The 22,708-nt window shown below is 59.2% G+C and carries 20 protein-coding genes; 12 read left to right on the top strand and 8 right to left on the bottom strand.

Annotation, left to right across the window (positions count from 1 at the left end):
* Positions 1–268 precede the first annotated feature (268 nt).
* Positions 269–2,935, bottom strand: a complete 2,667-nt coding sequence (gene adhE, locus MRK42_RS13315) for a bifunctional acetaldehyde-CoA/alcohol dehydrogenase (RefSeq protein ID WP_042028569.1) — start codon at positions 2,933–2,935, stop codon at positions 269–271.
* Positions 2,936–3,899: 964 nt separating this feature from the next.
* Between adhE and MRK42_RS13310 the strand changes: the two genes are divergently transcribed.
* From MRK42_RS13310 to MRK42_RS13280, 7 genes are all read left to right on the top strand, one after another.
* Positions 3,900–4,535 carry a YchE family NAAT transporter gene (locus MRK42_RS13310; RefSeq protein ID WP_042028570.1) on the top strand — a complete coding sequence of 212 codons (636 nt, stop codon included), beginning with the start codon at positions 3,900–3,902 and terminating at the stop codon, positions 4,533–4,535.
* A gap of 280 nt (positions 4,536–4,815) precedes the next feature.
* A complete protein-coding gene (locus MRK42_RS13305; protein WP_354688284.1) occupies positions 4,816–6,435 on the top strand; it encodes an ABC transporter substrate-binding protein in 1,620 nt (539 codons plus the stop codon).
* Between the two features lie 101 nt (positions 6,436–6,536).
* Positions 6,537–7,457 (top strand): oligopeptide ABC transporter permease OppB, encoded by a 921-nt coding sequence (gene oppB / locus MRK42_RS13300; protein ID WP_042028574.1) that lies wholly within the window; start codon positions 6,537–6,539, stop codon positions 7,455–7,457.
* Positions 7,458–7,471: 14 nt separating this feature from the next.
* Complete coding sequence (gene oppC / locus MRK42_RS13295; protein ID WP_354688283.1) at positions 7,472–8,383, top strand: oligopeptide ABC transporter permease OppC; 912 nt, start codon at positions 7,472–7,474, stop codon at positions 8,381–8,383.
* 118 nt (positions 8,384–8,501) lie between these two features.
* Positions 8,502–9,482: an ABC transporter ATP-binding protein gene (locus tag MRK42_RS13290; protein ID WP_124240143.1), complete on the top strand. Its 981-nt coding sequence runs from the start codon at positions 8,502–8,504 to the stop codon at positions 9,480–9,482.
* Positions 9,483–10,478 (top strand): murein tripeptide/oligopeptide ABC transporter ATP binding protein OppF, encoded by a 996-nt coding sequence (oppF, locus tag MRK42_RS13285; RefSeq protein ID WP_042028578.1) that lies wholly within the window; start codon positions 9,483–9,485, stop codon positions 10,476–10,478.
* Positions 10,479–10,775: 297 nt separating this feature from the next.
* Positions 10,776–11,720 (top strand): TerC family protein, encoded by a 945-nt coding sequence (locus MRK42_RS13280; RefSeq protein ID WP_042028579.1) that lies wholly within the window; start codon positions 10,776–10,778, stop codon positions 11,718–11,720.
* A gap of 62 nt (positions 11,721–11,782) precedes the next feature.
* On the opposite strand, the gene alr is transcribed toward MRK42_RS13280, so the two are convergent.
* On the bottom strand, positions 11,783–13,009 hold the full coding sequence (gene alr / locus MRK42_RS13275) for an alanine racemase (RefSeq protein WP_042028580.1): 1,227 nt from the start codon (positions 13,007–13,009) through the stop codon (positions 11,783–11,785).
* A 163-nt stretch (positions 13,010–13,172) separates the two neighbouring features.
* Here alr and MRK42_RS13270 point away from each other — a divergent pair, with 163 nt between their 5' ends.
* On the top strand, positions 13,173–13,622 hold the full coding sequence (locus tag MRK42_RS13270; RefSeq protein ID WP_042069911.1) for an isoprenylcysteine carboxylmethyltransferase family protein: 450 nt from the start codon (positions 13,173–13,175) through the stop codon (positions 13,620–13,622).
* Positions 13,623–13,692: 70 nt separating this feature from the next.
* Here the strand turns inward: MRK42_RS13270 and tapW are convergent, their stop codons facing one another.
* Together tapW and MRK42_RS13260 are read right to left on the bottom strand one after the other, a co-directional pair.
* Complete coding sequence (gene tapW / locus MRK42_RS13265; protein WP_342010804.1) at positions 13,693–14,832, bottom strand: type IVa pilus ATPase TapW; 1,140 nt, start codon at positions 14,830–14,832, stop codon at positions 13,693–13,695.
* Positions 14,833–14,891: 59 nt separating this feature from the next.
* Positions 14,892–15,248 carry a DMT family protein gene (locus tag MRK42_RS13260; RefSeq protein ID WP_005337656.1) on the bottom strand — a complete coding sequence of 119 codons (357 nt, stop codon included), beginning with the start codon at positions 15,246–15,248 and terminating at the stop codon, positions 14,892–14,894.
* Between the two features lie 114 nt (positions 15,249–15,362).
* Between MRK42_RS13260 and MRK42_RS13255 the strand changes: the two genes are divergently transcribed.
* The 3 genes from MRK42_RS13255 (at position 15,363) to MRK42_RS13245 (ending at position 17,976) form a co-directional block, all read left to right on the top strand.
* Positions 15,363–16,094: a transporter substrate-binding domain-containing protein gene (locus tag MRK42_RS13255; RefSeq protein ID WP_354688282.1), complete on the top strand. Its 732-nt coding sequence runs from the start codon at positions 15,363–15,365 to the stop codon at positions 16,092–16,094.
* 102 nt (positions 16,095–16,196) lie between these two features.
* Positions 16,197–17,204, top strand: coding sequence for a vitamin B12 ABC transporter permease BtuC (gene btuC / locus MRK42_RS13250; RefSeq protein ID WP_338610406.1), 1,008 nt, complete (start codon positions 16,197–16,199; stop codon positions 17,202–17,204).
* Positions 17,191–17,976, top strand: coding sequence for an ATP-binding cassette domain-containing protein (locus MRK42_RS13245; RefSeq protein WP_225631846.1), 786 nt, complete (start codon positions 17,191–17,193; stop codon positions 17,974–17,976). The genes btuC and MRK42_RS13245 overlap by 14 nt, the downstream gene beginning before the upstream one ends.
* Positions 17,977–18,056: 80 nt before the next feature.
* On the opposite strand, the gene MRK42_RS13240 is transcribed toward MRK42_RS13245, so the two are convergent.
* Positions 18,057–19,118 (bottom strand): 3-deoxy-7-phosphoheptulonate synthase, encoded by a 1,062-nt coding sequence (locus tag MRK42_RS13240; RefSeq protein WP_026456871.1) that lies wholly within the window; start codon positions 19,116–19,118, stop codon positions 18,057–18,059.
* A 143-nt stretch (positions 19,119–19,261) separates the two neighbouring features.
* Here MRK42_RS13240 and MRK42_RS13235 point away from each other — a divergent pair, with 143 nt between their 5' ends.
* Complete coding sequence (locus MRK42_RS13235; RefSeq protein WP_338610404.1) at positions 19,262–19,642, top strand: diacylglycerol kinase; 381 nt, start codon at positions 19,262–19,264, stop codon at positions 19,640–19,642.
* An 81-nt stretch (positions 19,643–19,723) separates the two neighbouring features.
* Here the strand turns inward: MRK42_RS13235 and serA are convergent, their stop codons facing one another.
* From serA to MRK42_RS13220, 3 genes are all read right to left on the bottom strand, one after another.
* Positions 19,724–20,956 carry a phosphoglycerate dehydrogenase gene (gene serA / locus MRK42_RS13230; protein WP_338610402.1) on the bottom strand — a complete coding sequence of 411 codons (1,233 nt, stop codon included), beginning with the start codon at positions 20,954–20,956 and terminating at the stop codon, positions 19,724–19,726.
* A gap of 209 nt (positions 20,957–21,165) precedes the next feature.
* On the bottom strand, positions 21,166–21,819 hold the full coding sequence (gene rpiA / locus MRK42_RS13225) for a ribose-5-phosphate isomerase RpiA (RefSeq protein WP_026456868.1): 654 nt from the start codon (positions 21,817–21,819) through the stop codon (positions 21,166–21,168).
* 171 nt (positions 21,820–21,990) lie between these two features.
* The gene (locus MRK42_RS13220; protein WP_026456867.1) at positions 21,991–22,587 is read right to left on the bottom strand and encodes a 5-formyltetrahydrofolate cyclo-ligase; all 597 of its coding nucleotides are present in this window, start codon (positions 22,585–22,587) and stop codon (positions 21,991–21,993) included.
* Positions 22,588–22,708 lie beyond the last annotated feature (121 nt).

Genomic DNA, 22,708 nt, shown 5'->3' with positions numbered 1-22,708 from the left:
CTTCTTGCCCGCTGGCGGTAGATGCGCTCGTCGTGGTTGTGCCTTCGCCTTCGTCTGATTGAGAGGGGGGCAAATGCTGTGACCTGTCTGTGGGTGACGGGCTGCACCTGGCTCTGGCTGCGGATGTCATGGCGACCAATGGAATGGGAGCATAGGGCTGGCAATGCGGGGGAGGGGAGGTTCTGTTGTCCGGTAAAGAAGGTACCGGCTTTCAGGCAAAGAAAAGCCCGCGCAGTGGCGCGGGCTTTTTTAATCTCGGGACCGGTTATCAGGCCTTGGATTTTTTCTTGCTGGTTTCGGCTTTCACTTCCACCTTGTCAGCTACCTGGGCTTCTTCGGAGAAGGGACGGCCGTAGTAGGTATCCAGCAGGATGGCTTTCAGCTCGCTGATCAGCGGGTAGCGCGGGTTGGCGCCGGTGCACTGGTCATCGAAGGCTTCAACGGCCAGCTGGTCAACCTTGGCCAGGAAGTCGGCTTCGGCGACACCTGCGTCACGGATGGAGGCCGGGATCCCTAAGGTCGCTTTCAGCTCGTCCAGCCAGGTCAGCAGCTTCTCGATCTTGGCGGCGGTACGGTCACCGGCGGCAGTCAGACCCAGGTGGTCAGCCACTTCGGCGTAGCGACGACGAGCCTGCGGACGGTCGTACTGGGAGAACGCGGTCTGCTTGGTCGGGTTGTCGTTCGCGTTGTAGCGGATGACGTTGCTGATCAGCAGGGCGTTGGCCAGGCCGTGCGGGATGTGGAACTCGGCACCCAGTTTGTGGGCCATGGAGTGGCACACACCCAGGAAGGCGTTGGCGAACGCGATACCGGCGATGGTGGCGGCGTTGTGCACCTTCTCGCGGGCGACCGGGTCGTTGGCACCGTTCTGGTAGCTGGAGGGCAGGTAGTCCTTCAGCAGTTTCAGGGCTTGCAGTGCCTGACCGTCGGAGTACTCGTTGGCCAGTACGGAAACATAGGCTTCCATGGCGTGAGTCACGGCGTCGATACCACCAAAGGCGCACAGGGATTTCGGCATGCCCATCACCAGGTTGGCGTCAACGATGGCCATGTTCGGGGTCAGCTCGTAGTCAGCCAGCGGGTATTTCACGCCGGTGGCGTCGTCGGTCACGACCGCGAACGGGGTTACTTCAGAACCGGTACCGGACGTGGTGGTGATGCAGACCAGCTCGGCCTTCACGCCCATTTTCGGGAACTTGTAGATACGCTTGCGGATATCCATGAAGCGCATGGCCAGATCTTCGAACGCGGTGTCCGGATGCTCGTACATCACCCACATGATCTTGGCGGCATCCATCGGTGAACCACCGCCCAGGGCGACGATGACGTCAGGCTTGAAGGAGTTGGCCATCTCGGCACCCTTGCGTACCACGGTCAGGGTCGGGTCGGCTTCTACTTCGTAGAACACTTCCACTTCCATCTTCAGGCCCTTGAGCAGACGAACCACTTCGTCGGCGTAGCCATTGTTGAACAGGAAGCGGTCGGTCACGATCATGGCGCGCTTCTTGCCTTCCAGGTCGCTCAGGGCGATAGGCAGGGAACCACGACGGAAGTAGATGGATTTCGGAAGTTTGTGCCACAGCATGTTTTCTGCCCGTTTTGCGACTGTCTTCTTGTTGATCAGGTGCTTGGGACCCACGTTTTCGGAGATGGAGTTGCCACCCCAGGAACCGCAACCCAGGGTCAGGGACGGTGCCATCGCGAAGTTGTACAGGTCACCGATACCACCCTGGGTAGTCGGGGTGTTGATCAGGATACGGGCAGTCTTCATCTTGTCGCCGAAGTACTTGATGCGGTCGGCGTTGCGGTCCTGGTCGGTGTACAGACCGGAGGTGTGGCCGATACCGCCCAGGTTGACCATGTCGCAGGCCATTTCAACGGCTTCTTCAAAGTTTTTGGCACGGAACAGACCCAGAGTCGGGGAGAGCTTCTCGTGAGCGAACTCTTCCTCTTCACAGATCTTCACGCCTTCGCCGATAAGGATCTTGGTGTTGGCAGGCACGGTAACACCGGCCATTTCGGCGATCTTGACCGCAGGCTGACCCACGATGTTGGCGTTCATGGCGCCGTTGATCAGGATGACTTTACGAACCTTGTCAGCTTCGTCCTTGCTCAGCACATAACCGTTGTGAGTGGCGAAACGCTCTTTGACCTGGTCATAGATGGAGTCAACCACGATGGCGGCTTGCTCGGAGGCACAGACCACGCCGTTGTCGAAGGTCTTGGACATCAGGATGGAGGCGACGGCGCGCTTCACATCGGCGGTTTCGTCGATGACTACCGGTACGTTACCGGCACCCACGCCGATGGCGGGCTTGCCGGAGGAGTAGGCGGCTTTCACCATGCCCGGGCCACCGGTGGCCAGGATCAGGTTGATGTCGTTGTGCTTCATCAGGGCGTTGGACAGTTCAACAGACGGTTGATCAATCCAGCCGATGATGTCTTTCGGCGCACCGGCGGCAACGGCTGCATCCAGTACCAGCTTGGCTGCGGTATTGGTGGAGTTTTTGGCGCGGGGGTGCGGGGAGAAGATGATGGCGTTGCGGGTCTTCAGGGAGATCAGGGATTTGAAGATCGCGGTGGAGGTCGGGTTGGTGGTTGGTACGATACCGCAGATGATGCCTACCGGCTCGGCGATGGTGATGGTACCCATTTCGTCATCTTCGCTGAGGATGCCGCAGGTCTTCTCTTCTTTGTACTTGTTGTAGATGTATTCGGAGGCGAAATGGTTCTTGATAACCTTGTCTTCGATGATACCCATACCGGACTCTTCGACGGCCATCTGGGCCAGAGGGATACGGGCGTTGTTGGCGGCCAGGGCGGCGGCACGGAAGATCTTGTCTACCTGCTCTTGGGAGAAGCTGGCGAATTCACGCTGTGCTTCCTTAACGCGGGCGACCAGTGCATCCAGTTCTGCCAAATTGGTTACTGCCATGTTTATCTCCTGATTATTTGAAAACTGTTTAGTAAGACGTTGGCAATGCCCGGCAATTATAGTTGGCCTGTCAAGGCGACAATTACTGCAACAGGGGTATTTACATGCCTTACTAAATTGTTTTCCGAGTCGATTATAGAGCGGGGTAGACCCAGAAAAACTTGATCTAGATCAAGTGTTGCAAAAGAACAAAAGAAATTTTATTTCACAATTTTTTTCTGGTCGGATGTTATCAAGTTGTGGAGTTGAACAAATCCTTTATGAACCCGGGATGAACGGTTTTAGTCCAGATTTTTCATCAAGTTAAGGCTTGATAAACAATTTGGAGGAAACCGCTGCATGACGGCCATCACACAGTCATTGTGATCAAACTTAACCTTTGACACTGGAGTGGTGGCAGATTTTCCACTGTCTGTTATCGATTTGTGTATTTTGACCGTTTGGTTTGCTGTTTCTCCCCACCGTTTTTGGCGCTTTTTTACACGCAATTTCGCATTTCCTTTACCTTGGATAAAGGGGGAAGAGGTATGACCCGTAAGGGACTCGTTATTACCTTTAGCGTGGTGTGAAGTGGTTGGGATGCCCTTCCTTGCCAAGCTTCTGCAAAGGCGGTTTAGTGGCTGGCAGGCGGATGTGTAGCTGGTATCTGATAGGCAATCATGACCCTCAGTTTCTGGTGTTGAACGCCGCGTCAGGAAAACGTCGGAACAGGAGCCGGAAAAACAGCCGCGGCGACAGGGGGGTGTACCTGGACCACGGATTAGAGGAGGTAGCGACTTGCGCCGCGGAGATCGTTTCGCACTGGCTTATCTGTTGGGAAGAGGGGGAATCATTAGCGGAACTAACTAAAAAACCCCGATATTGGTGAGATTATTTAATTGGTGCGGATCCTGGCTATGGTGTAAATTTACGCACGCATTGATATGGAGTAGCCCACGGGCTTGCACACTATTGGAAGGGGTCTATGGCGGCAATTGACGTCTCTTTATATCTGAAGTTTTTTGTCGGTTTGTTTGCGATCATCAACCCGCTTGGTCTGTTGCCGGTGTTTGTCAGTCTGACCAGTCACCATACCCCGGCCGAAAGAATGAAGACCAACACGACCGCCAATATCGCCGTGATGGTGATCCTGCTGGTCTCCATGACCATGGGGCAGCTGATCCTGGACGGTTTTGGTATTTCGCTGGCGTCGTTTCGCATCGCCGGCGGTTCGCTTATCACCCTGATCGCCTGGTCCATGCTGCAAGGCAAGCTGGGTGAGGTGAAGCACAACAAGCAGGAGAAAGGGGAGTTGGCGGTGCGTGAATCCATCGCGGTCGTGCCGCTGGCGCTGCCACTGATGGCGGGACCGGGGGCTATCTCGTCGGTCATCGTCTACGCCAGCCAGAGCCACTGGCAGCAGATGCTCGGCATGTCGCTGGTGGTGGTGGTGTTCTCGTTCTGCTCCTGGCTTATCTTTCGCGCCGCCCCCCTGCTGTTCAAGATCATGGGCAATACCGGCATCAACGTGGTGACCCGTATCATGGGTCTTATCATGATGTCGCTGGGTATCGAGATCATGGTGGCCGGGATCAAGGGTGTCTTCCCCAGCCTGATGTGAGCCAGATCCGTTTTATGAAAGCCGGTCCTCGTGACCGGCTTTTTATTGGTTGCTTTTTGAATGCCATTTTCTAGAATCGAGCGATTTGTATAAAAAAGCGTCGTTTACGGGGCGTTTAAATACTGAAATTCTTGTCAAAAGCTGTTTTTTTGACCATGGATGGCCGTTGCTCCTGATAATATCTATTGCATCATCACAATAAGCAGGGAATTATGCTGGGAGCGGGTTGTTACCCCGTCATTGAAAAAATTGCATGGAATGTTCTTGTTGGAGTATGGAAATGACTCATAAAAAAACAATGATTAACACCCTCCTGGTGGCCGCGCTGTTTGGTGGCGCCACAATGGCACAAGCCGCCGATGTACCCGCTGGTACCAAGCTGGCCGAAGTGCAGCAGCTGGTCAAAGGCAATGGCTCCGAGCCCGCCACCCTGGACCCGCACAAGACCGAAGGAACGGTCGAATCCAATATCCTGCGCGATCTGTTCGAAGGTCTGGTCGCCTCCGGTCCCAAGGGCGAAGTGCTGCCCGGCGTGGCCGAGTCCTGGGAAACCGCGGACAACAAGAAATATGTGTTCCACCTGCGTAAAGACGCCAAGTGGTCCAACGGTGATCCGGTCACCGCTCACGATTTCGAATTTGCCTTCAAGCGTGCCGTCGACCCCAAAACCGCCTCTCCCTACTCCTGGTATCTGGAGATCCCGACCATCGTCAACGCCTCCGACATCATCGCTGGCAAGAAGCCTGCCGACACCCTGGGTGTGAAGGCGGTGGACGACTACACCTTCGAGGTGCAACTGGAGAAGGCGATCCCTTACTTTGTCAGCATGCTCTCCCACACCACCACCTACCCGGTGCCGAAAAAAGTGGTCGAGAAGTTTGGTGACAAGTGGACCCAGCCCGGCAACATGGTGTCCAACGGTGCCTATATGCTGAAAGACTGGGTGGTCAACGAGCGCGTCGATGTGGAGCGCAACAAAAACTACTGGAACGACGCCAAGACCGTCATCAACAAGGTGACCTATCTGCCAATCCAGTCCACCAACGCCGAGCTGAACCGCTACCTGGCCGGTGAAGTGGACATGACCTACCAGATGCCCATCGAGCGCTTCAAGCAGATGAAGAAAGAGAAGCCGGACGAGCTGAAAGTGACCGGTTATGTGGGCACCTACTACTACCAGTACAACGTCAAGCGCAAGCCGTTTGACGATGTGCGCGTGCGTACCGCGCTCTCCTACGCCATCGATCGCAACGTGATCGCCGACAAGGTGATGGGCCAGGGCCAGACCCCGGGTTACACCCTGGTGCCTGATTTCGTGGACGGCTTCAAGCCGGTGGCGCCCGAGTGGTCCAAGATGACCCAGGCCGAGCGCGATGCCAAGGCGAAAGCCTTGCTGGCCGAAGCCGGTTTCGATGCCAGCAAGCCGCTGAAGTTCGAGCTGCTCTACAACACCGACGACAACCACAAAAAAGTGGCTGTGGCAGTCGCCTCCATGTGGAAGAAGCTGGGCGTGCAGGTGAGCCTGGTCAACCAGGAGTGGAAGACCTACCTCGAAACCAAGAAACAGGGTCAGTTTGACGTGGGCCGTGCCGGCTGGATCGCCGACTACAACGAAGCCTCCTCCATGCTGGATCTGATGCAGACCACCCACGGCAACAACGACGGCAAGTACTCCAACCCGGCGTTTGACAAGCTGATGAACGAGTCCCGCGATCAGGTGGATGTGGAAGCCCGCAACAAGCTCTATGTCCAGGCCGAAGAGATCCTGGCCAAGGACATGCCGATCGCCCCCATCTACCAGTACGTGACTGCCCGCATGGTGAAACCCTATGTGGGTGGCTACCCGGCCAACCCGCTGGACAACCTCTACAGCAAGGACATGTACATCGTCGCCCACTGATGATGTAAAGCAACAAGTCGCATAACAAGCAGGGCCCGCCAGACGGCGGGCCTTTATTACAACCGCGACCATTTGGAAGCAGTACAGGACAGGAATTGTCTATGTTGAAATTTATTCTAAAACGTCTACTGGAAGCGATCCCGACTCTGCTGGTCTTGATCACAGTCTCCTTCTTCATGATGCGTTTCGCCCCGGGTAACCCCTTCACCAGCGAACGCTCGCTCCCCCCCGAAGTCATTGCCAATATCGAAGCCAAGTACGGCCTCGACAAGCCCATCGGCATGCAATACCTCACCTATCTGGGCAACCTGGTACAGGGGGATCTGGGGCCCTCTTTCAAATACAAGGACTTTACCGTCAACGATCTGGTGAGCCAGGCCCTGCCGGTCTCGGCCAAGATCGGCTCCTTTGCCTTTCTATTTGCAGTGACGCTGGGGGTGACGTTCGGCACCATAGCAGCCTTAAAACAGAACACTATTATCGATTATCTGCTGATGTCGTCTGCCATGGCGGGGGTGGTGATACCCGGCTTTGTGCTGGCGCCCCTCCTAGTGCTCTTCTTCAGCATCTATCTGGGTTGGTTCCCGGCCGGTGGCTGGCAGGGGGGCGGCATCCAGTTCATGGTGCTGCCGGTGTTCGGCATGATGATGTACTACATCTCGGCCATCTCGCGCATCATGCGCGGCAGCATGATCGAGACCATGAACTCCAACTTCATCCGCACCGCTCGCGCCAAGGGCTTGCCCCTGCGCCACATCATCCTCAAACACGCGCTGCGCCCGGCCATGCTGCCGGTGGTCTCCTACCTGGGGCCGGCGTTTGTGGGCATCATCACGGGCTCCGTGGTGATCGAGACCATCTTCGGCCTGCCGGGGATAGGTCAGTTGTTCGTCAACGGAGCGCTGAACCGTGACTACTCCATGGTGCTCGGCCTGACCATTCTGGTCGGTGCCCTCACCATCACCTTTAACGCCGTGGTCGATATTCTCTATGCCTTTATCGATCCGAAAATCCGTTATTAATCAGGGAGTAGACCATGGTTGTTTCAACTGAAAAACGCGAGGCAGTAGAAGCCTTCGCCCAGAAAGTGGACGTGGTGGAAGGGCGCTCCCTGTGGAAGGATGCCCGCCGTCGTTTCCTGCGCAACAAGGCGGCGCTCACCAGCCTCATCATCCTGAGCCTGATTGGCCTGGCGGTGCTCTTCGGGCCGCACCTGTCCCAGTACACCTTCGACGATCCGGACTGGGGCGCCATGCAGACCGGTCCTGACATGGAGGCGGGTCACTACTTTGGCACCGACAGTCTGGGGCGCGATCTGTTTGTGCGTACCCTGCTTGGCGGGCGCATCTCGCTGATGGTCGGCATCATGGGGGCCATGGTGGCCGTCATCATCGGCACCCTCTATGGCGCCGCCTCCGGTTTTATCGGTGGTCGCGTCGACAGCCTGATGATGCGGGTACTCGAGATCCTCAACGCCTTCCCCTTCATGTTCTTCGTGATCATGCTGGTGACCTTTTTCGGCCGCAATCTGGCGCTCATCTTTATCGCCATCGGGGCGGTGAGCTGGCTCGACATGGCGCGGATCGTCCGTGGCCAGACCCTGAGCCTCAAGAGCAAGGAGTTCATCGAGGCGGCCCATGTCTGCGGCGTCTCCAAGTGGAAGATCATCACCCGCCACATAGTGCCAAACGTGCTCGGTATCGTGGCGGTCTACGCCACCCTGCTGGTGCCGGGGATGATCATGTTCGAATCCTTCCTGAGCTTCTTGGGCCTCGGTGTCCAGGAGCCCATGACCAGCTGGGGTGCCCTGCTGGATGAAGGCTCCAAGTCGATGGAAGTAGCCATCTGGCAACTCCTGTTCCCCGCCGGTTTCATGGTGGTGACCCTGTTCTGTTTCAACTTCCTCGGGGATGGTCTGCGTGACGCCCTCGATCCGAAGGATCGCTAAAAAAGCGCCGAAGGAGCGCTGGAACAACGCGCCGAGGGGCCGCACAGTGCGGCTCAATCTGGCGGATAGCGCATTGGATCGACAGGAATACGTCACGAAAGATCGATAAGGAGTTTTTATGAAGTTACTGGATGTAAAAGATCTGCGGGTCGAGTTCAAGACCCCGGACGGCAATGTGGTGGCGGTCAACGACCTCAATTTTTCACTGGCGGCGGGCGAGACCCTGGGCATCGTCGGCGAGTCCGGCTCGGGCAAATCACAGACCGCGTTTGCCATCATGGGGCTGCTCGCCAAGAACGGTGTCATCACCGGCTCTGCCAAGTTTCAGGGCGATGAGATCCTGAACCTGCCGGAGTCCAAGCTCAACAAGATCCGCGCCGAGAAGATCGCCATGATCTTCCAGGACCCCATGACCTCGCTGAACCCCTACATGAAAGTGCAGGATCAGCTGATGGAAGTGCTGATGCTGCACAAGGGGGTGAGCAAGGCCGAGGCGTTCGAAGAGTCGGTGCGCATGCTGGATGCGGTGAAGATCCCCGAGGCGCGCAAGCGCATGGGCATGTACCCGCATGAGTTCTCCGGCGGCATGCGCCAGCGGGTGATGATCGCCATGGCGCTCCTGTGCCGGCCGCAACTGCTCATCGCCGACGAGCCGACTACTGCACTCGACGTGACGGTGCAGGCCCAGATCATGACCCTGATGAATGAACTCAAGCGCGAGTTCAACACCGCCATCATCATGATCACCCACGACCTTGGCGTGGTGGCCGGTATCTGTGACAAGGTGCTGGTGATGTACGCCGGTCGCACCATGGAGTACGGCAAGGTGGACGATATCTTCTATCGTCCGAGCCACCCCTATACCGAAGGCTTGCTGCGCGCCATTCCCCGTCTCGATACCGAAGGGGAAGAGCTGCCCACTATCCCGGGCAATCCGCCCAACCTGCTGCGTCTGCCCACCGGCTGCCCCTTCCAGGAGCGCTGCCACCGGGTGAGCGAGATTTGCGGCCAGCAATCTCCCATCCTGACCCCGTTCAACAACGGGCGGGAGCGGGCTTGCCACTGGGTTTCGGATGCCATCATCAAGGGAGTGAACTAAATGGGTACTGACAAGAAACTGCTGCTGGAGGTGTCCGACCTCAAGGTTCACTTCAGCATCAAGAGCGGCAAGGCCTGGCCCTGGGCCAAACCCTCGGCCCTGAAGGCGGTGGACGGGGTGACCCTGCGCCTCTACGAAGGGGAGACCCTGGGGGTGGTTGGGGAGTCGGGCTGCGGCAAGTCCACCTTCGCTCGTGCCATCATCGGCCTGGTGCCGGCCACCGACGGCAAGGTGGTGTGGCTTGGCAACGATCTGACCAAGCTCGACCAGAAGGCGCTGCGGGAGAAGCGTAAAGAGATCCAGATGATCTTCCAGGACCCGCTGGCCTCCCTCAACCCGCGCATGACCATAGGCGACATCATCGCCGAACCCCTCATCACCTTTTATCCAAATCTTGCGAAGGAGGAGGTGAAGGAGCGGGTGCGCGCCATGATGAGCAAGGTGGGCCTGTTGCCAAACCTGGTAAACCGCTACCCCCACGAGTTTTCCGGCGGCCAGTGCCAGCGCATCGGGATTGCCCGGGCCCTGATCCTGGAGCCCAAGATGATCATCTGTGACGAGCCGGTCTCGGCGCTCGACGTCTCGATCCAGGCCCAGGTGGTGAACCTGCTCAAATCCCTGCAAAAGGAGATGGGACTGTCGCTCATCTTCATCGCCCACGATCTGTCTGTGGTCAAACACATCTCGGATCGGGTGCTGGTGATGTATCTGGGCAATGCGGTGGAGCTGGGAACTCGCAAGGAGATCTTCGCCAATCCCCTGCATCCCTACACCAAGGCACTGATGTCGGCGGTGCCCGTCCCGGACCCGGATCTGGAGCGCAGCAAGACCATCCAGATCCTGGAGGGGGATCTGCCGTCGCCCATGAACCCGCCGTCCGGCTGTGTGTTCCGCACCCGCTGCCCGGTGGCGGGTCCCGAGTGTGCCAAGACCCGTCCCCAGCTTGAAGGTAATTTTGACCACGCGGTCTCCTGCCTCAAAGTGGATCCACTCTGATTGGAGCATGAGAAGAGGGCGCCCATGTGGCGCCCTTTTTATTTTTTGTGTGGGGGTGAAGATGCCTCTTGGCGTTACCTTTCGAGGCTGTTACTATCCGCCGCAACAAGGGGAGTAACTTCTCGCCGGTTTGTCGTCATTACGGTGCACACCTTTTCCTGCAGTGCACCCGGCAGCCGGGCAGTCGATGCAAATTGGCTGTAAGTGAGACCTTGCCGAGAGGCAAGGTGTATCTGCTCCAGATGCAAACCCACTGCCTCCCGGCCGTGGGTTTTGTCGTTTTGGGGAGAAGTGAATATGGGTGAATGGTGGATGTGGACCGGTTTCTTCAGCATAGTGCTGGTCCTGTTATGGATTGACATTCGTTTTGTCGGCGGCGGCAAGGCACACAAGGTATCCCTCAAGGAGGCGGGTATCTGGTCCCTCGTCTGGGTGAGCGTAGCGCTCTTGTTCAACCTGGCCATCTGGCTCTGGCTGGATCACAGCGCCGGACGCGAAATCGCCAACCAGAAGGGGCTGGAGTTTCTCACCGGCTACCTTATCGAGAAGGCGCTGGCGGTGGACAACGTCTTCGTCTGGCTGATGCTGTTCGGCTACTTTGCCATTCCGGCCGAGCTGCAGCGCCGGGTACTGCTCTACGGGGTACTGGGCGCCATCGTCATGCGGGCCGGCATGGTATTCGCGGGCAGCTGGCTCATCGAGCAGTTCCACTGGATCCTCTATCTGTTCGGCGCCTTCCTGCTGCTGACCGGTGCCAAGATGCTGTGGGCGGCCGACAAGGAGCCGGATCTCGAAAACAACGCCCTGCTTGGTTGGATGCGCCGCCGCTTCAAGGTGACCGAGACGCTGGAGGGGGAGCACTTCTTCGTCTGGCGTGACGGCGTGCGCTACGCGACGCCCTTGCTGCTTATCCTGGTGCTGGTGGAGGTGAGCGATCTTATCTTCGCGGTGGACAGCATTCCGGCCATCTTTGCGGTGACCACGGATCCCTTCATCGTGCTGACCTCCAACATCTTCGCCATCATGGGGCTGCGCGCCATGTACTTCTTGCTGGCCGGTGTCGCCGAGCGCTTCGCCCTGCTCAAATATGGCCTGGCGCTGATCCTGATGTTTATCGGGGTCAAGATGCTGCTGCTGGATGTGTTCAAGATCCCGACCGGCATAGCGTTGGGTGTCGTGGCCCTGATCCTGCTGGCTTCCATGGGACTGAGCCTCTGGGTGACCCGCAAGAAGACGGCGTAAGGTACATCAAAAGGCACAAGTAAAAAGGGCTCCCTCGGGAGCCCTTGTTTTAAGGTCGATGCTTACTGCTTGATCTTCTTGGGATTGGTGTAGCCCCAGACGGTGTACATGTCCGCCAGCAGGGCGCCGTTGTACTCCTCGAGATCCGCCTGTTTCACCTCGGCGTCACCCTGGCGGCCAAACAGCACCACCTCGTCACCGGGTTTGACCCCTTTCAGATCGGTCACGTCCACCATGATGGTGTTCATGGAGGTCTTGCCGACGACCGGTACCTTCTGACCCTGGATCAGTACATAGGCCTTGTTGCTGAGCGCACGGCGGTAGCCGTCGGAGTAACCCAGTGGCAGGTTGGCGAGCAGGGAGTCGCGCTTGAGGGTGAAGGTGCGGTCATAACCGACGGTGTTGCCTGCCGGGTAGTGGTTGACGGAGGCAACCTGGGTCTTGAATGCCATCACCTTCTTGTATTCGGTGTAGGAGGGGATGGTGTCTCCATAGATGATGCCGCCCGGGCGCACCATGTCAAAGTAGGCTTCCGGCACTTCCAGGGTGGCGAAGGAGTTGGCGGCGTGGATGGTGAGCTTGCTGCGATCCAGTTTGCCGGCGTCGATCAGCCACTGGTAGTCCAGCTTGAACTGGGCCAGCCCCAGCTTGACGTCCTCTTTCTCTTCCACCGGGAAGTGGGTCATGATGCCGACCGGGGTGATCCCCTTGAGCTTGAGCATGGCCAGCGCATCTTCCTTGGAATCGGCCAGACGCAGGTCGATGCCGTTGCGGCTCATGCCGGCGGAGTTCAGACCGATATGCACCGGAATGTTGGTGTTGTGGCGCTTGGCGATGTCGGCGATCCCCTGGGCACTGGCCAGACTGCCAACCAGCTCTTCCATCTTGTAGGGCAGGGCCTGCTCAACTTCATCCGGGGTGGCGGCACGGACCCGCATCAGACGACCCTCGAAGCCCTTCTCGCGGGCCACGCGGGCCTCTTCGTTGCTGGCGATGCCGATACAGGGGATGCCCGCCTTGACCACGGAGGGCACCAGCAGATCGATGCCGTGACCGTAGGCGTCGGCCTTCATGATGGCGCAGATCTGCGGGCCCTTGTCACCCAGGCGCTCTTTGAGGGTCTGGATGTTGTGCTCGAAGGCGGCCAGATCCACTTCCAGCCAGGCATTGGCTGCGGTCTGCTCCTGACCGTTGCGATGGTCATTGGCGAGCGGCAGATAGGGGGCAGCGACGGCTTGACCAGCCAGCAGACCGAAGATCAGGGTAGCGAGTAGGGTTTTCTTGTGCATAGACGTTCCTTTTTTATTCGAGTTGGGATAGTGCCGATACTAGCGTAGCGGTTTAGCGACAACTTGTTGTTATTATTATGATCTTGGCGACGGCTCGGCGATTGCCGAGTGATGGAGAGTCTATCGCAACCGAGCGCCGTGCGACACTTGTCAGAGGAATAAAATGGTCAATTTGGAGTTACGTCTGCCACCCCCGCTGATCTTTACCCTATCTGCTGCTGCCATGTGGGGAATGCGCGGTGGTGGGGAGCCTGCGGGCTGGCAATGGGTTCTGGGGGCCCTGCTGGTGGCGCTGGGCGCCGTGCTGGGATTCGGGGCCCTGCAGCGCTTTCGCCACCACCAGACCACCGTCAGTCCGACCCGGCCACACCACACCCGCCATCTGGTCACCAGCGGTGTCTATCGTATCAGCCGCAATCCCATGTACCTGGGACTGCTCTGCTGGCTGCTGGCCTGGGGTTGTTATCTGGGGGGCGTCTGGGTTTGGCTGGGACCGGTATTGCTGGTGGCCTGGTTGACCCGCTTCCAGATCATCCCGGAAGAGCGGTTGTTGCAGGCTCGCTTCGGGGATGAGTATGCCCGTTACTGCCAGCGGGTGCGGCGCTGGTGCTAGGGCGGCGGTGACAGAAGAGGAAAGAAGCACAACCCCTTGGTTGACGAGGCTGTGCTTGAACGGCGCTGGATCAGAAGAGGTCGTCTTTCTCATCCTTGGTGGGTTCGAGGCTCCAGCCGGTGGCATCGCTGCTGCTGGCGATCTGGCCCTTCTCCCGCCACAACTTGATCTTGAGGCGCAGGTTATTGGCCGAGTCGGCGTTTTTCACTGCTTCTTCTTCATCGATCACCCCTTCCACCACCAGATCGAACAGGGCGCTGTCGAAGGTGACCATGCCGAGGGCCTTGGATTTCTCCATCACCTCCTTCAGGCCGCCAAATTCACCCCGTTTGACCATGTCACGTATGGTGTGAGTGCCGAGCATGATCTCCACCGCCGCCCGGCGACCGCCGTCCGAGGTCTTCACCAGCCGTTGGGAGACAAATGCCTTGAGGTTGTTGCCGAGATCGTTGAGCAATTGCGGGCGTCGCTCTTCCGGGAAGAAGTTGATGATGCGGTCCAGCGCCTGGTTGGCGTTGTTGGCGTGCAGGGTGGAGATGGCGAGGTGACCGGTTTCCGAGAAGGCCAGGGCATGCTCCATGGTCTCGCGATCACGAATTTCCCCGATGAGGATCACGTCCGGCGCCTGGCGCAGAGTGTTTTTCAGGGCGGCGTGGAAGCTGCGGGTATCCACCCCCACCTCGCGCTGGTTGATGATGCTCTTGCGGTGGCGGTGAACGAACTCCACCGGATCCTCAATGGTGATGATGTGGCCGCCGCTGTTGCGGTTGCGGTGATCGATAAGGGCCGCCAGCGAGGTGGATTTGCCCGAGCCGGTACCGCCGACGAACAGCACCAGACCCCGTTTTTCCATGATGGTGTCGAGCAGCACGGGGGGGAGTTTGAGATCCTCAAAGCGCGGGATCTCGGTCTTGATGTTGCGCGCCACCAGGGAGACCTCGTTGCGCTGCTTGAAGATGTTGATCCGAAAGCGGCCTACCTGGGGCAGGGAGATGGCGAGGTTCATCTCCAGCTCCCGCTCGAACTGCTCCTTCTGCTCCTTGTCCATGATGGCGTCGGCGATGCTCGCTACATCTCCCGGATTGAGGGGGGTCTCGCTCAGCGGGCGCAACACCCCGTTGAACTTGGCGCAGGGGGGGGCGCCGGTTGACAGATAAAGGTCTGAGCCATCCTGCTTGGCCAGGATCTGTAGCATGTCTCGCAATTCCATTGTTTTGCCTCGTCTATCAAGGAGATGCCGTTAACGGGGATGTTATTGAGTGTACAGCGTCAGGCGCCGGTGAGTTTCTCGCGAAAAACAAAAAAGACCGCCCCCAGGATGCACAACCCGGCCCAGAGGTAGTCCCATTTCAGATCTTCCTTGAGATAGAAGATGGAGAAGGGGACGAATACGGTGAGGGTGATCACCTCCTGCAGGATCTTGAGCTGCCCCACGCTCATGACGGTATGGCCGATGCGGTTGGCGGGCACTTGCAACAGGTATTCAAACAGGGCGATTCCCCAGCTTACCAACGCCGCAATGATCCAGGGTTTGTGGTTCATACTCTTGAGGTGGGCGTACCAGGCAAAGGTCATGAAAACGTTGCTGCACAGCAACAGACCGATACTGGTAAAGATTGGGTTCATTAGGTTCTCCTTTAAAATCAATTGCATTTTATCTCTGAACCATGGGTTTTCATAAGTGGGCGGTCAGGGTATTTTTAGTCAATCATGGATAGCGCAACACAAGGATCCAACCGAATGGGCAAGACAAGCTGGGGTGTGCTTGGTCTGCTGTTTGCCTGCCTGGCTCAAGGTGCTCCGACCCTGACGGTCGCCACCGATCTCTGGCCCCCTTTTCGGATCCTGCAACCGGATGGCGAGTTGCAAGGACTCGATGTGGAGATCCTGCAGCGTCTGCAGAAGGAGAGCGGCATCCAGTTGCAGATCCGGCGCATGCCCTGGGGCAGGGCTCTCAAGCAGATGGAATCCGGCCAGGTCGATCTCATGATTGGTCTGGCTCACACCGCCGAACGCGCCGCCTTCATCGATTATCTGCAACCCGCCTATTACCAGTGTTGGCCCGCTTTTTATGGCAAGCCCGCCACGGTGGCCGGTATCCGCCAGTATCGGGATCTGGCAGGAATGGAGGTGGGTTATGTGCTCAAGTCCGCCTACTTCGAACCCTTTGACTCCGATCCCGCACTCAACAAGCACGGGGTACCGACCGAGGATCAGCTGCTTCGCATGGTGCAGCGGGGCCACCTGCCGTTGATGATAGGCACCGATTGCCAGGTTGATTACGCCCTGCGCCAGGGGGACGGGGAGCCCCTTGGCAAAGCGGACTACCGCCCGGATAGTCCGGTGACCCTCTACCTTGGCATGAGCAAGCGCTCACCCCATCAGGCGCAAAAGTCCGCCCTGAGCGCCGCCTTGCAGCGTCTGGTGGAGAGCGGCGACATAAAGCAGATGGCCAGTAACTACCAGCCTTGACCTTGGGTGGCAAGCCACTGTTATCATGCCCTTTTCCTGCAACCTTGCCCTGTCTGGCCGACGGCGGTGGCGAGGTTGTGCCTTCATGTTCGGGGATCTTGCGTGTACCTCTCTTTGCTCGCCCGCCAGCAACGCTGGCAGCGGCGCTGGCTCTTTGGCCTCGCCCTGCTGACCCTGCTGCTCTTTGTCTGCTCCCTCGCCTGGGGGGAGTTTGTGCTGCTGCCCTGGCAACCCCTTGGCGAGCTGGAGCTGCGCATCCTGCTGGAGCTGCGCCTGCCGCGCGCCCTGCTGGCCCTGCTGGCGGGAGCCGCGCTCGCCTGTGGCGGCGCCGTGCTGCAGGTGATGCTGCATAACCCGGTGGCCGAACCCGGCCTGCTTGGCGTCTCGAGCGGGGCGGGGCTGGCGGCCATGGTATCGATGGCGGTTGCCAAATCCCTCGGCGTCTATCTGCCGGGCTGGGGCCTGTCCCTTGCCGCCTTTGGCGGGGCCCTGCTGGTGACCATGATGCTGATCCGGCTGGCGCGCCGTGCCAGGCTTGGTCATGCCAGGCTGCTGCTGTTCGGGGTCGCCATCGGCATCCTCACCAATGCGGCCATGACCTGGCTGATGTACTTTGCCGACGATGCCTCTTTGCGCGAATTCATGTTCTGGATGATGGGCAGTCTCTCTTATGGCAGCCAGCAGATCGCCTGGTGGTGGCTGCTGTTGCCGCTCACCCTGGGCTGGCTCTGCTGGCAGGGCAAGGCGCTGCAGCAACTGCTGCTGGGAGAGACCCAGGCCCGCCTGATGGGGCTGGATGTGGACAGGATGCGAGTGCGATTGGTGCTGGCGGTCTGTCTGCTCACTGGGGTGGCGGTGTCGCTGTGCGGCGTCATCGGTTTTGTCGGCCTGGTGGTGCCCCATCTGCTGCGCTTGTGTGGCGGCAGCGATCAGCGCTTCTTGCTGCCTGCCTCGGCGCTGGGGGGCGGCGCCCTGTTGCTGGCATCCGATCTGGTTGCCCGCTCGGCCTTGAGTGCCGGTGAGTTGCCTATTGGCGTCATCACCGCCTCGGTCGGGGCCCCGCTCTTTATCTATCTGCTGTTGAGGCAAGATGCCCATGCCAACACCTGAGTGCCACAATGATGCCGCGCCTCTGATTGAGGCCCGCGCCCTCGCCATTCCAGCGCGGCTGGCCCCTCTTAATCTCGCCTGGACGGGCGGCCAGCTGGTGGCCCTGCTCGGCCCCAATGGCAGCGGTAAATCTACCCTGCTCGGCGCCCTGGCCGGCATTTTGCCCGCGCAAGGAGACGTCTTGCTGGATGGGGAAGTGCTTACTGACCTTGGTTGGCAGGCGCTCGCCCGTCGCCGCGCCATGTTGCCCCAGCGCCAGCCCCAGCTGTTTCATATCCCGGTGTTTCAGGTGTTGAGCCTGGGGCTGGACGAGGGGGGCGAGCCCGCCCGTCAGCGCGAGGCGATCCAGGCCCTGTGCGAGGCTCTGGAGCTGGATGATTTGCTGGCGCGGGATTTCAGCCGGCTGTCCGGCGGCGAACAGCAGCGGGTGCTGATCGCCCGTACCTTGCTGCAGGTGTGGCCAGGGCTCAACCCGGCGGGGCGCGTCCTGCTGCTTGATGAACCTCTGGCCGGGCTGGACCTGCACCATCAGCTGGCCTTGCTGCGGCTGCTGAAGACGGTGGCTTGTCAGGGGCTGCTGGTGGTGATCGCCATCCACGACATCAATTTGGCCATCGACTGGGCGGATCGCATCCTCTGCCTGCAGCAGGGGCGTGTGGTGAGCGAGGGCGGGGTCGAACTGGTGGACCAGGCGCTGCTGGAGCAGGTGTTCCAGATAAGAACAGAGCGCATAGAGGCGGGTGGCCGGGTCTGGTTTATGCCCAGTTTGTAAGCGGGGTTTGCCTAATAAGAGAAGGGCCAGACATGCAGGATGTCTGGCCCTTCTTTATTTATTGTACGTTCTGACGAGGCTCAGCCCAACTTGTGCAGACGCACCTGGGCGGCCTCGGCCAGCATGGCCAGCAGGGTCTCGGTATCGTCCCAGGAGAGGCAGGCGTCGGTGATGCTCTGGCCGAAGGTAGCGGCGCAGCCGTTCTCCACATCCTGGCGCCCTTCCACCAGGAAACTCTCGGCCATGATGCCGGCGATACCGGTGCGGCCGCGGCGCAGCTGATCGCAGATATCCTGGGCGACCAGCAGTTGGCGACGGTGATCCTTCATGCTGTTGCCGTGGCTGAAATCCACCACCAGACGCTCAGGCAGACCCACGTCGGCCAAGGCTTCGCAGGCCTCGTCGATGCTGGCGGTATCGTAGTTGGGGCGATGGCCGCCACGCAGGATCACGTGGCCATAGGGGTTGCCGGCGGTACGGTAGATGGTCATCTTGCCGTCCTTGTCCGGGGAATAGAAGATGTGGCTGTGACGGGCGGCGCGCACCGCATCGATGGCGATGCGAGTGTTGCCGTCGGTGCCGTTCTTGAAGCCGACCGGGCAGGAGAGGGCAGAGGCCATCTCGCGGTGTACCTGGGATTCTGTGGTGCGCGCGCCGATGGCGCCCCAGGTGATGAGGTCGGCAATGTACTGGCCGGTCACCATGTCGAGGAATTCGGTGGCGGTGGGCAGGCCGATCTCGTTGATGTCGACCAGCAGTTTGCGGGCCAGCTTCAGCCCTTCATTGACGTCAAAGCTGCCGTCGAGGCGCGGATCGTTGATCAGCCCCTTCCAGCCGACGATGGTGCGCGGTTTCTCGAAATAGGTGCGCATCACGATGCACAGGCTCTCTTTATACTGCTCGCGCAGGCGGTTGAGGCGACGGGCATACTCGTGGGCGGCGGCAGGATCATGGATGGAGCAGGGGCCGACGATGGCCAGCAGGCGCTGATCCTCTCCGGCCAGAATGGCTTCCACTTCGCGACGGGCATCCAGCAGATTCTGGGCAATGGTATCGTTGATCGGGAAAGCGTGTGCGAGCTCGCTCGGAGTGATCAGTGACTCCAGGCGACGGGTGCGCAATTCATCTGTGTGAATGGACATACAACTCAAGTCTCGAGTGGGTGGTGTCAGCCGCAGGGGCGAAAATGCAAAGGGATAAAATAAAGCAAAAGTCCACCGATTGAAACCTTGGGGGGCTCTGATAGGATGTGAGGCCAAAATCGATACCAAATGAGGTAGATAGCGTGGCAAAGCCAGGGGCAACCGGGGTCACCCGTATCATCAAGGCAACCGGTTACAGCATGAAAGGGCTCAAGTCTGCCTGGATCAATGAGGCCGCATTTCGTCAGGAGCTGATGCTGATTCTGTTGCTGATGCCGCTGACGTTCTGGGTGGGGGAGACCCTCAACGAGATCCTGTTGCTGGTCATCATCAGCTGGCTGGTGGTGATCGTCGAGGTGCTCAACTCGGCTATCGAGGCGGTGGTGGATCGCATCGGCCCCGAGCACCATGAACTCTCCGGCCGTGCCAAGGATCTGGGCTCCGCTGCCGTCTTTATCGCGCTGGCCCTCAACGCCCTGGTGTGGGGAGCGCTGGTTGGCCGTAATCTGTTGGGTTGGTGGTAAGCCAGCCTTCATTAAGCGAGCGCCATAAAATAAAAAAGCCCGTCATCATGACGGGCTTTTTGCTGGGTGGGACTCACGCTATCAGTGCAGGATCCGCGCACGAATGGTGCCGTCGATCTCCTTGAGCTTGGCCAGCGCCTTTTCGCTGTGCTCGGTCTCGACATCGATCACCACGTAACCGATGTGGCTGCTGGTTTGCAGGTATTGACCGGCAATGTTGATCCCCTCTTCGGCGAAGATCTGGTTGATCTTGTTCATCACGCCGGGCTGGTTGCGGTGAATGTGCAGCAGGCGGCTGGAGCCCTTGTGGCCCGGCAGGGAGACTTCAGGGAAGTTGACGGCGGAGAGGGTGGAGCCGTTGTCGGAGTACTTGATGAGCTTGTTGGCCACTTCCAGGCCGATGTTCTCCTGCGCCTCCTGGGTCGAGCCGCCGATGTGCGGGGTCAGGATCACGTTGTCCAGACCGCGCAGTGGGGTCATGAACTCCTCGTCGTTGGACTTGGGCTCCACCGGGAAGACGTCGATGGCGGCGCCGGAGATGTGGCCGCTCTTGATGACGTCAGCCAGAGCATCGATGTCCACGACTGTGCCGCGGGAGGCGTTGATGAAGATGGCGCCCGGTTTCATCATGCGCAGCTGCTCGGCACCGATAAGATCCTTAGTGGAGGGGGTCTCCGGTACGTGCAGGCTGATGACGTCGGACATGTTGAGCAGCTCGACCATGTTGGGCACCTGGATGGCGTTGCCCAGCGAGAGCTTGTTCTCGATGTCGTAGTAGTAGACCTTCATGCCGATGCTCTCGGCGATGATGCCAAGCTGGGTACCGATGTGGCCGTAGCCGATGATGCCGAGCTTCTTGCCGCGGGCCTCCACCGAGCGGTTGGCGAGTTTCTCCCACACGCCGCGATGGCACTTGGCGTTCTTCTCGGGGATGCCGCGCAGCAGCAGCAGGATCTCGCCAAGTACCAGTTCGGCGACCGAACGGGTGTTGGAGAAGGGGGCGTTGAACACCGGAATGCCGCGGATCTGGGCTGCATCCAGCTCGACCTGGTTGGTGCCGATGCAGAAGCAGCCGATGGCGACCAGCTTGTTGGCGGCATCCAGCACCTTCTCGGTGATCTGGGTGCGCGAACGCAGGCCGATGAAGTGGACATCGCGTACCCGTTCGATCAGCTCCTCCTCGGACAGCGAGGTCTTGAGATACTCCACACTGGTGTAACCTGCGGCACGGAAGGTCTCTACCGTGTTGGGGTGAACCCCCTCCAGCAGCAGTACCTTGATTTTATCCTTGTCCAGTGAAAACTTGGCGGTCATGTCGATCCCTCTGTAAGTGTGCAACGCGAGTGCAGGTATGGTGTGTGAAGAAAACCGTAAAGTAGCAAAAACGTGCGGGAGAGGGAATATTTGTGACGAAAGTCAAATTTTTTGAAGTTTTCAACGATAGTTGCATGCAATACCTTGCAACTCGTTGAGGAATAAACAAAAACGGCGCCATCAGGCGCCGTCATTCATTCGCAGAGCGATTATTGGGTGATGACCCCATCGGGAGTACCAATCAGCACCACGTCTGCACCGCGGTGGGCGAACAGGCCGTTGGTAACCACGCCGACGATCGCGTTGAGCTGTACTTCCAGCCCCTTGGCATCTGTGATGGCCATGCCTTTCACGTCCAGAATGTGGTTGCCGTTGTCGGTGACCACCCCTTCACGCCAGACCGGATTGCCGCCAAGCTTTCTGATTTCGCGGGCCACGTATTCGCGGGCCATGGGGATCACTTCGACCGGCAGCGGGAAGGTGCCCAGCACGTCGACTGTCTTGGTGTTGTCGATGATGCAGATGAACTGATCGGCCACGGCGGCGACGATCTTCTCGCGGGTCAGGGCCGCGCCACCGCCCTTGATCATGTCACGGGTGGCGTTGATCTCGTCGGCGCCATCCACGTAGACGGAGAGGGCGTCGATCTCGTTGAGATCAAACACCGGGATGCCAAAGCCCTTGAGACGTTCGGTGGAGGCCACGGAGCTGGAGACGGCTCCCTTGATCTCGTCCTTCATGGTCGCCAGCGCGTCGATAAAGTGGTTGACGGTAGAGCCAGTGCCTACCCCGACTATGGTACCGGGAACCACATACTTGAGCGCAGCCCAACCGGCCGCCTTCTTCATTTCATCTTGAGTCATGATCGTTCCTTAAGAAAAAAGCGGGCGCATTATATCCAAGCCGCCCCCCCGGAGCGACCACCTCGCTCACGTTCCGGGGCAAAAAACCGCAAGATGTAAATCGTTTGCCTGTTTATTCCCCATTTGCCCTTATTTGTGAGCTGGAGCCAGGGACGATGGGGCCTGACGACTCTACTCGAAACGCCAGCAGCGTCCCGGGGTGATGATCTGGGGCAGGGGCACGTCCCACTCCTCTTGCGGCACCGCCTCCACCTGTTGGCAGTCGTGGGCGATGCCGAGGGGCTTGGGTCCCATTCTGTGTTCGTGCCAGCAAGCGAGGGTGCGATCGTAATAGCCGCCCCCCATGCCGAGGCGGTTGCCTTCAGCATCGAAGGCCACCAGGGGCGTGCAAATAAGGTCGAGCGTGCTGTGGGGCACCACCTGCAGCACATCGAGTTCAGGCTCCTCAATGCCGTAGCGGTTGCGCACCATGGGGCTGGTGGCGGTGTAGCGCAAGAAGAGCAGGTGGCCCGGGGTGAAAGGGTGCAGCACCGGCAGGTAGACCTCTTTTTGCTGGGCCCACAGCCAGTGGATGGCGGGGAGGGGATTGATCTCTCCGTCGTTGGCCAGATAGAGCGCGATGCGTTTGGCCGCCAGGATCTCGGGGTGCTCCTTGAAGCGGGCCAGCAGCTCTTGGGCCGCCTGCTGCTGCTCGGCGTGGGTCAGGCTCTTTCTGCGCGTCCTCACCAGTTGGCGCAGGGATTGACGTTCGGGCTGGGACTCTTGCATGGGGCACCTCGAGAATGGCTGCGCAGGGGAAAGCGCCTTACCTTAACACATTACTCCGGCGGATCAGGGGAGGCCAGAGTGGCAAACGGCACCGGACAAGGCCATGACCGGTGCCGGCGGG

Source organism: Aeromonas sp. 19NY04SH05-1 (assembly GCF_040581895.1).
GTDB lineage: Bacteria > Pseudomonadota > Gammaproteobacteria > Enterobacterales > Aeromonadaceae > Aeromonas > Aeromonas enteropelogenes.
The sequence above is the reverse complement of the archived record's forward strand: the minus strand, read 5'-3'. Positions and strand labels throughout refer to the sequence as shown.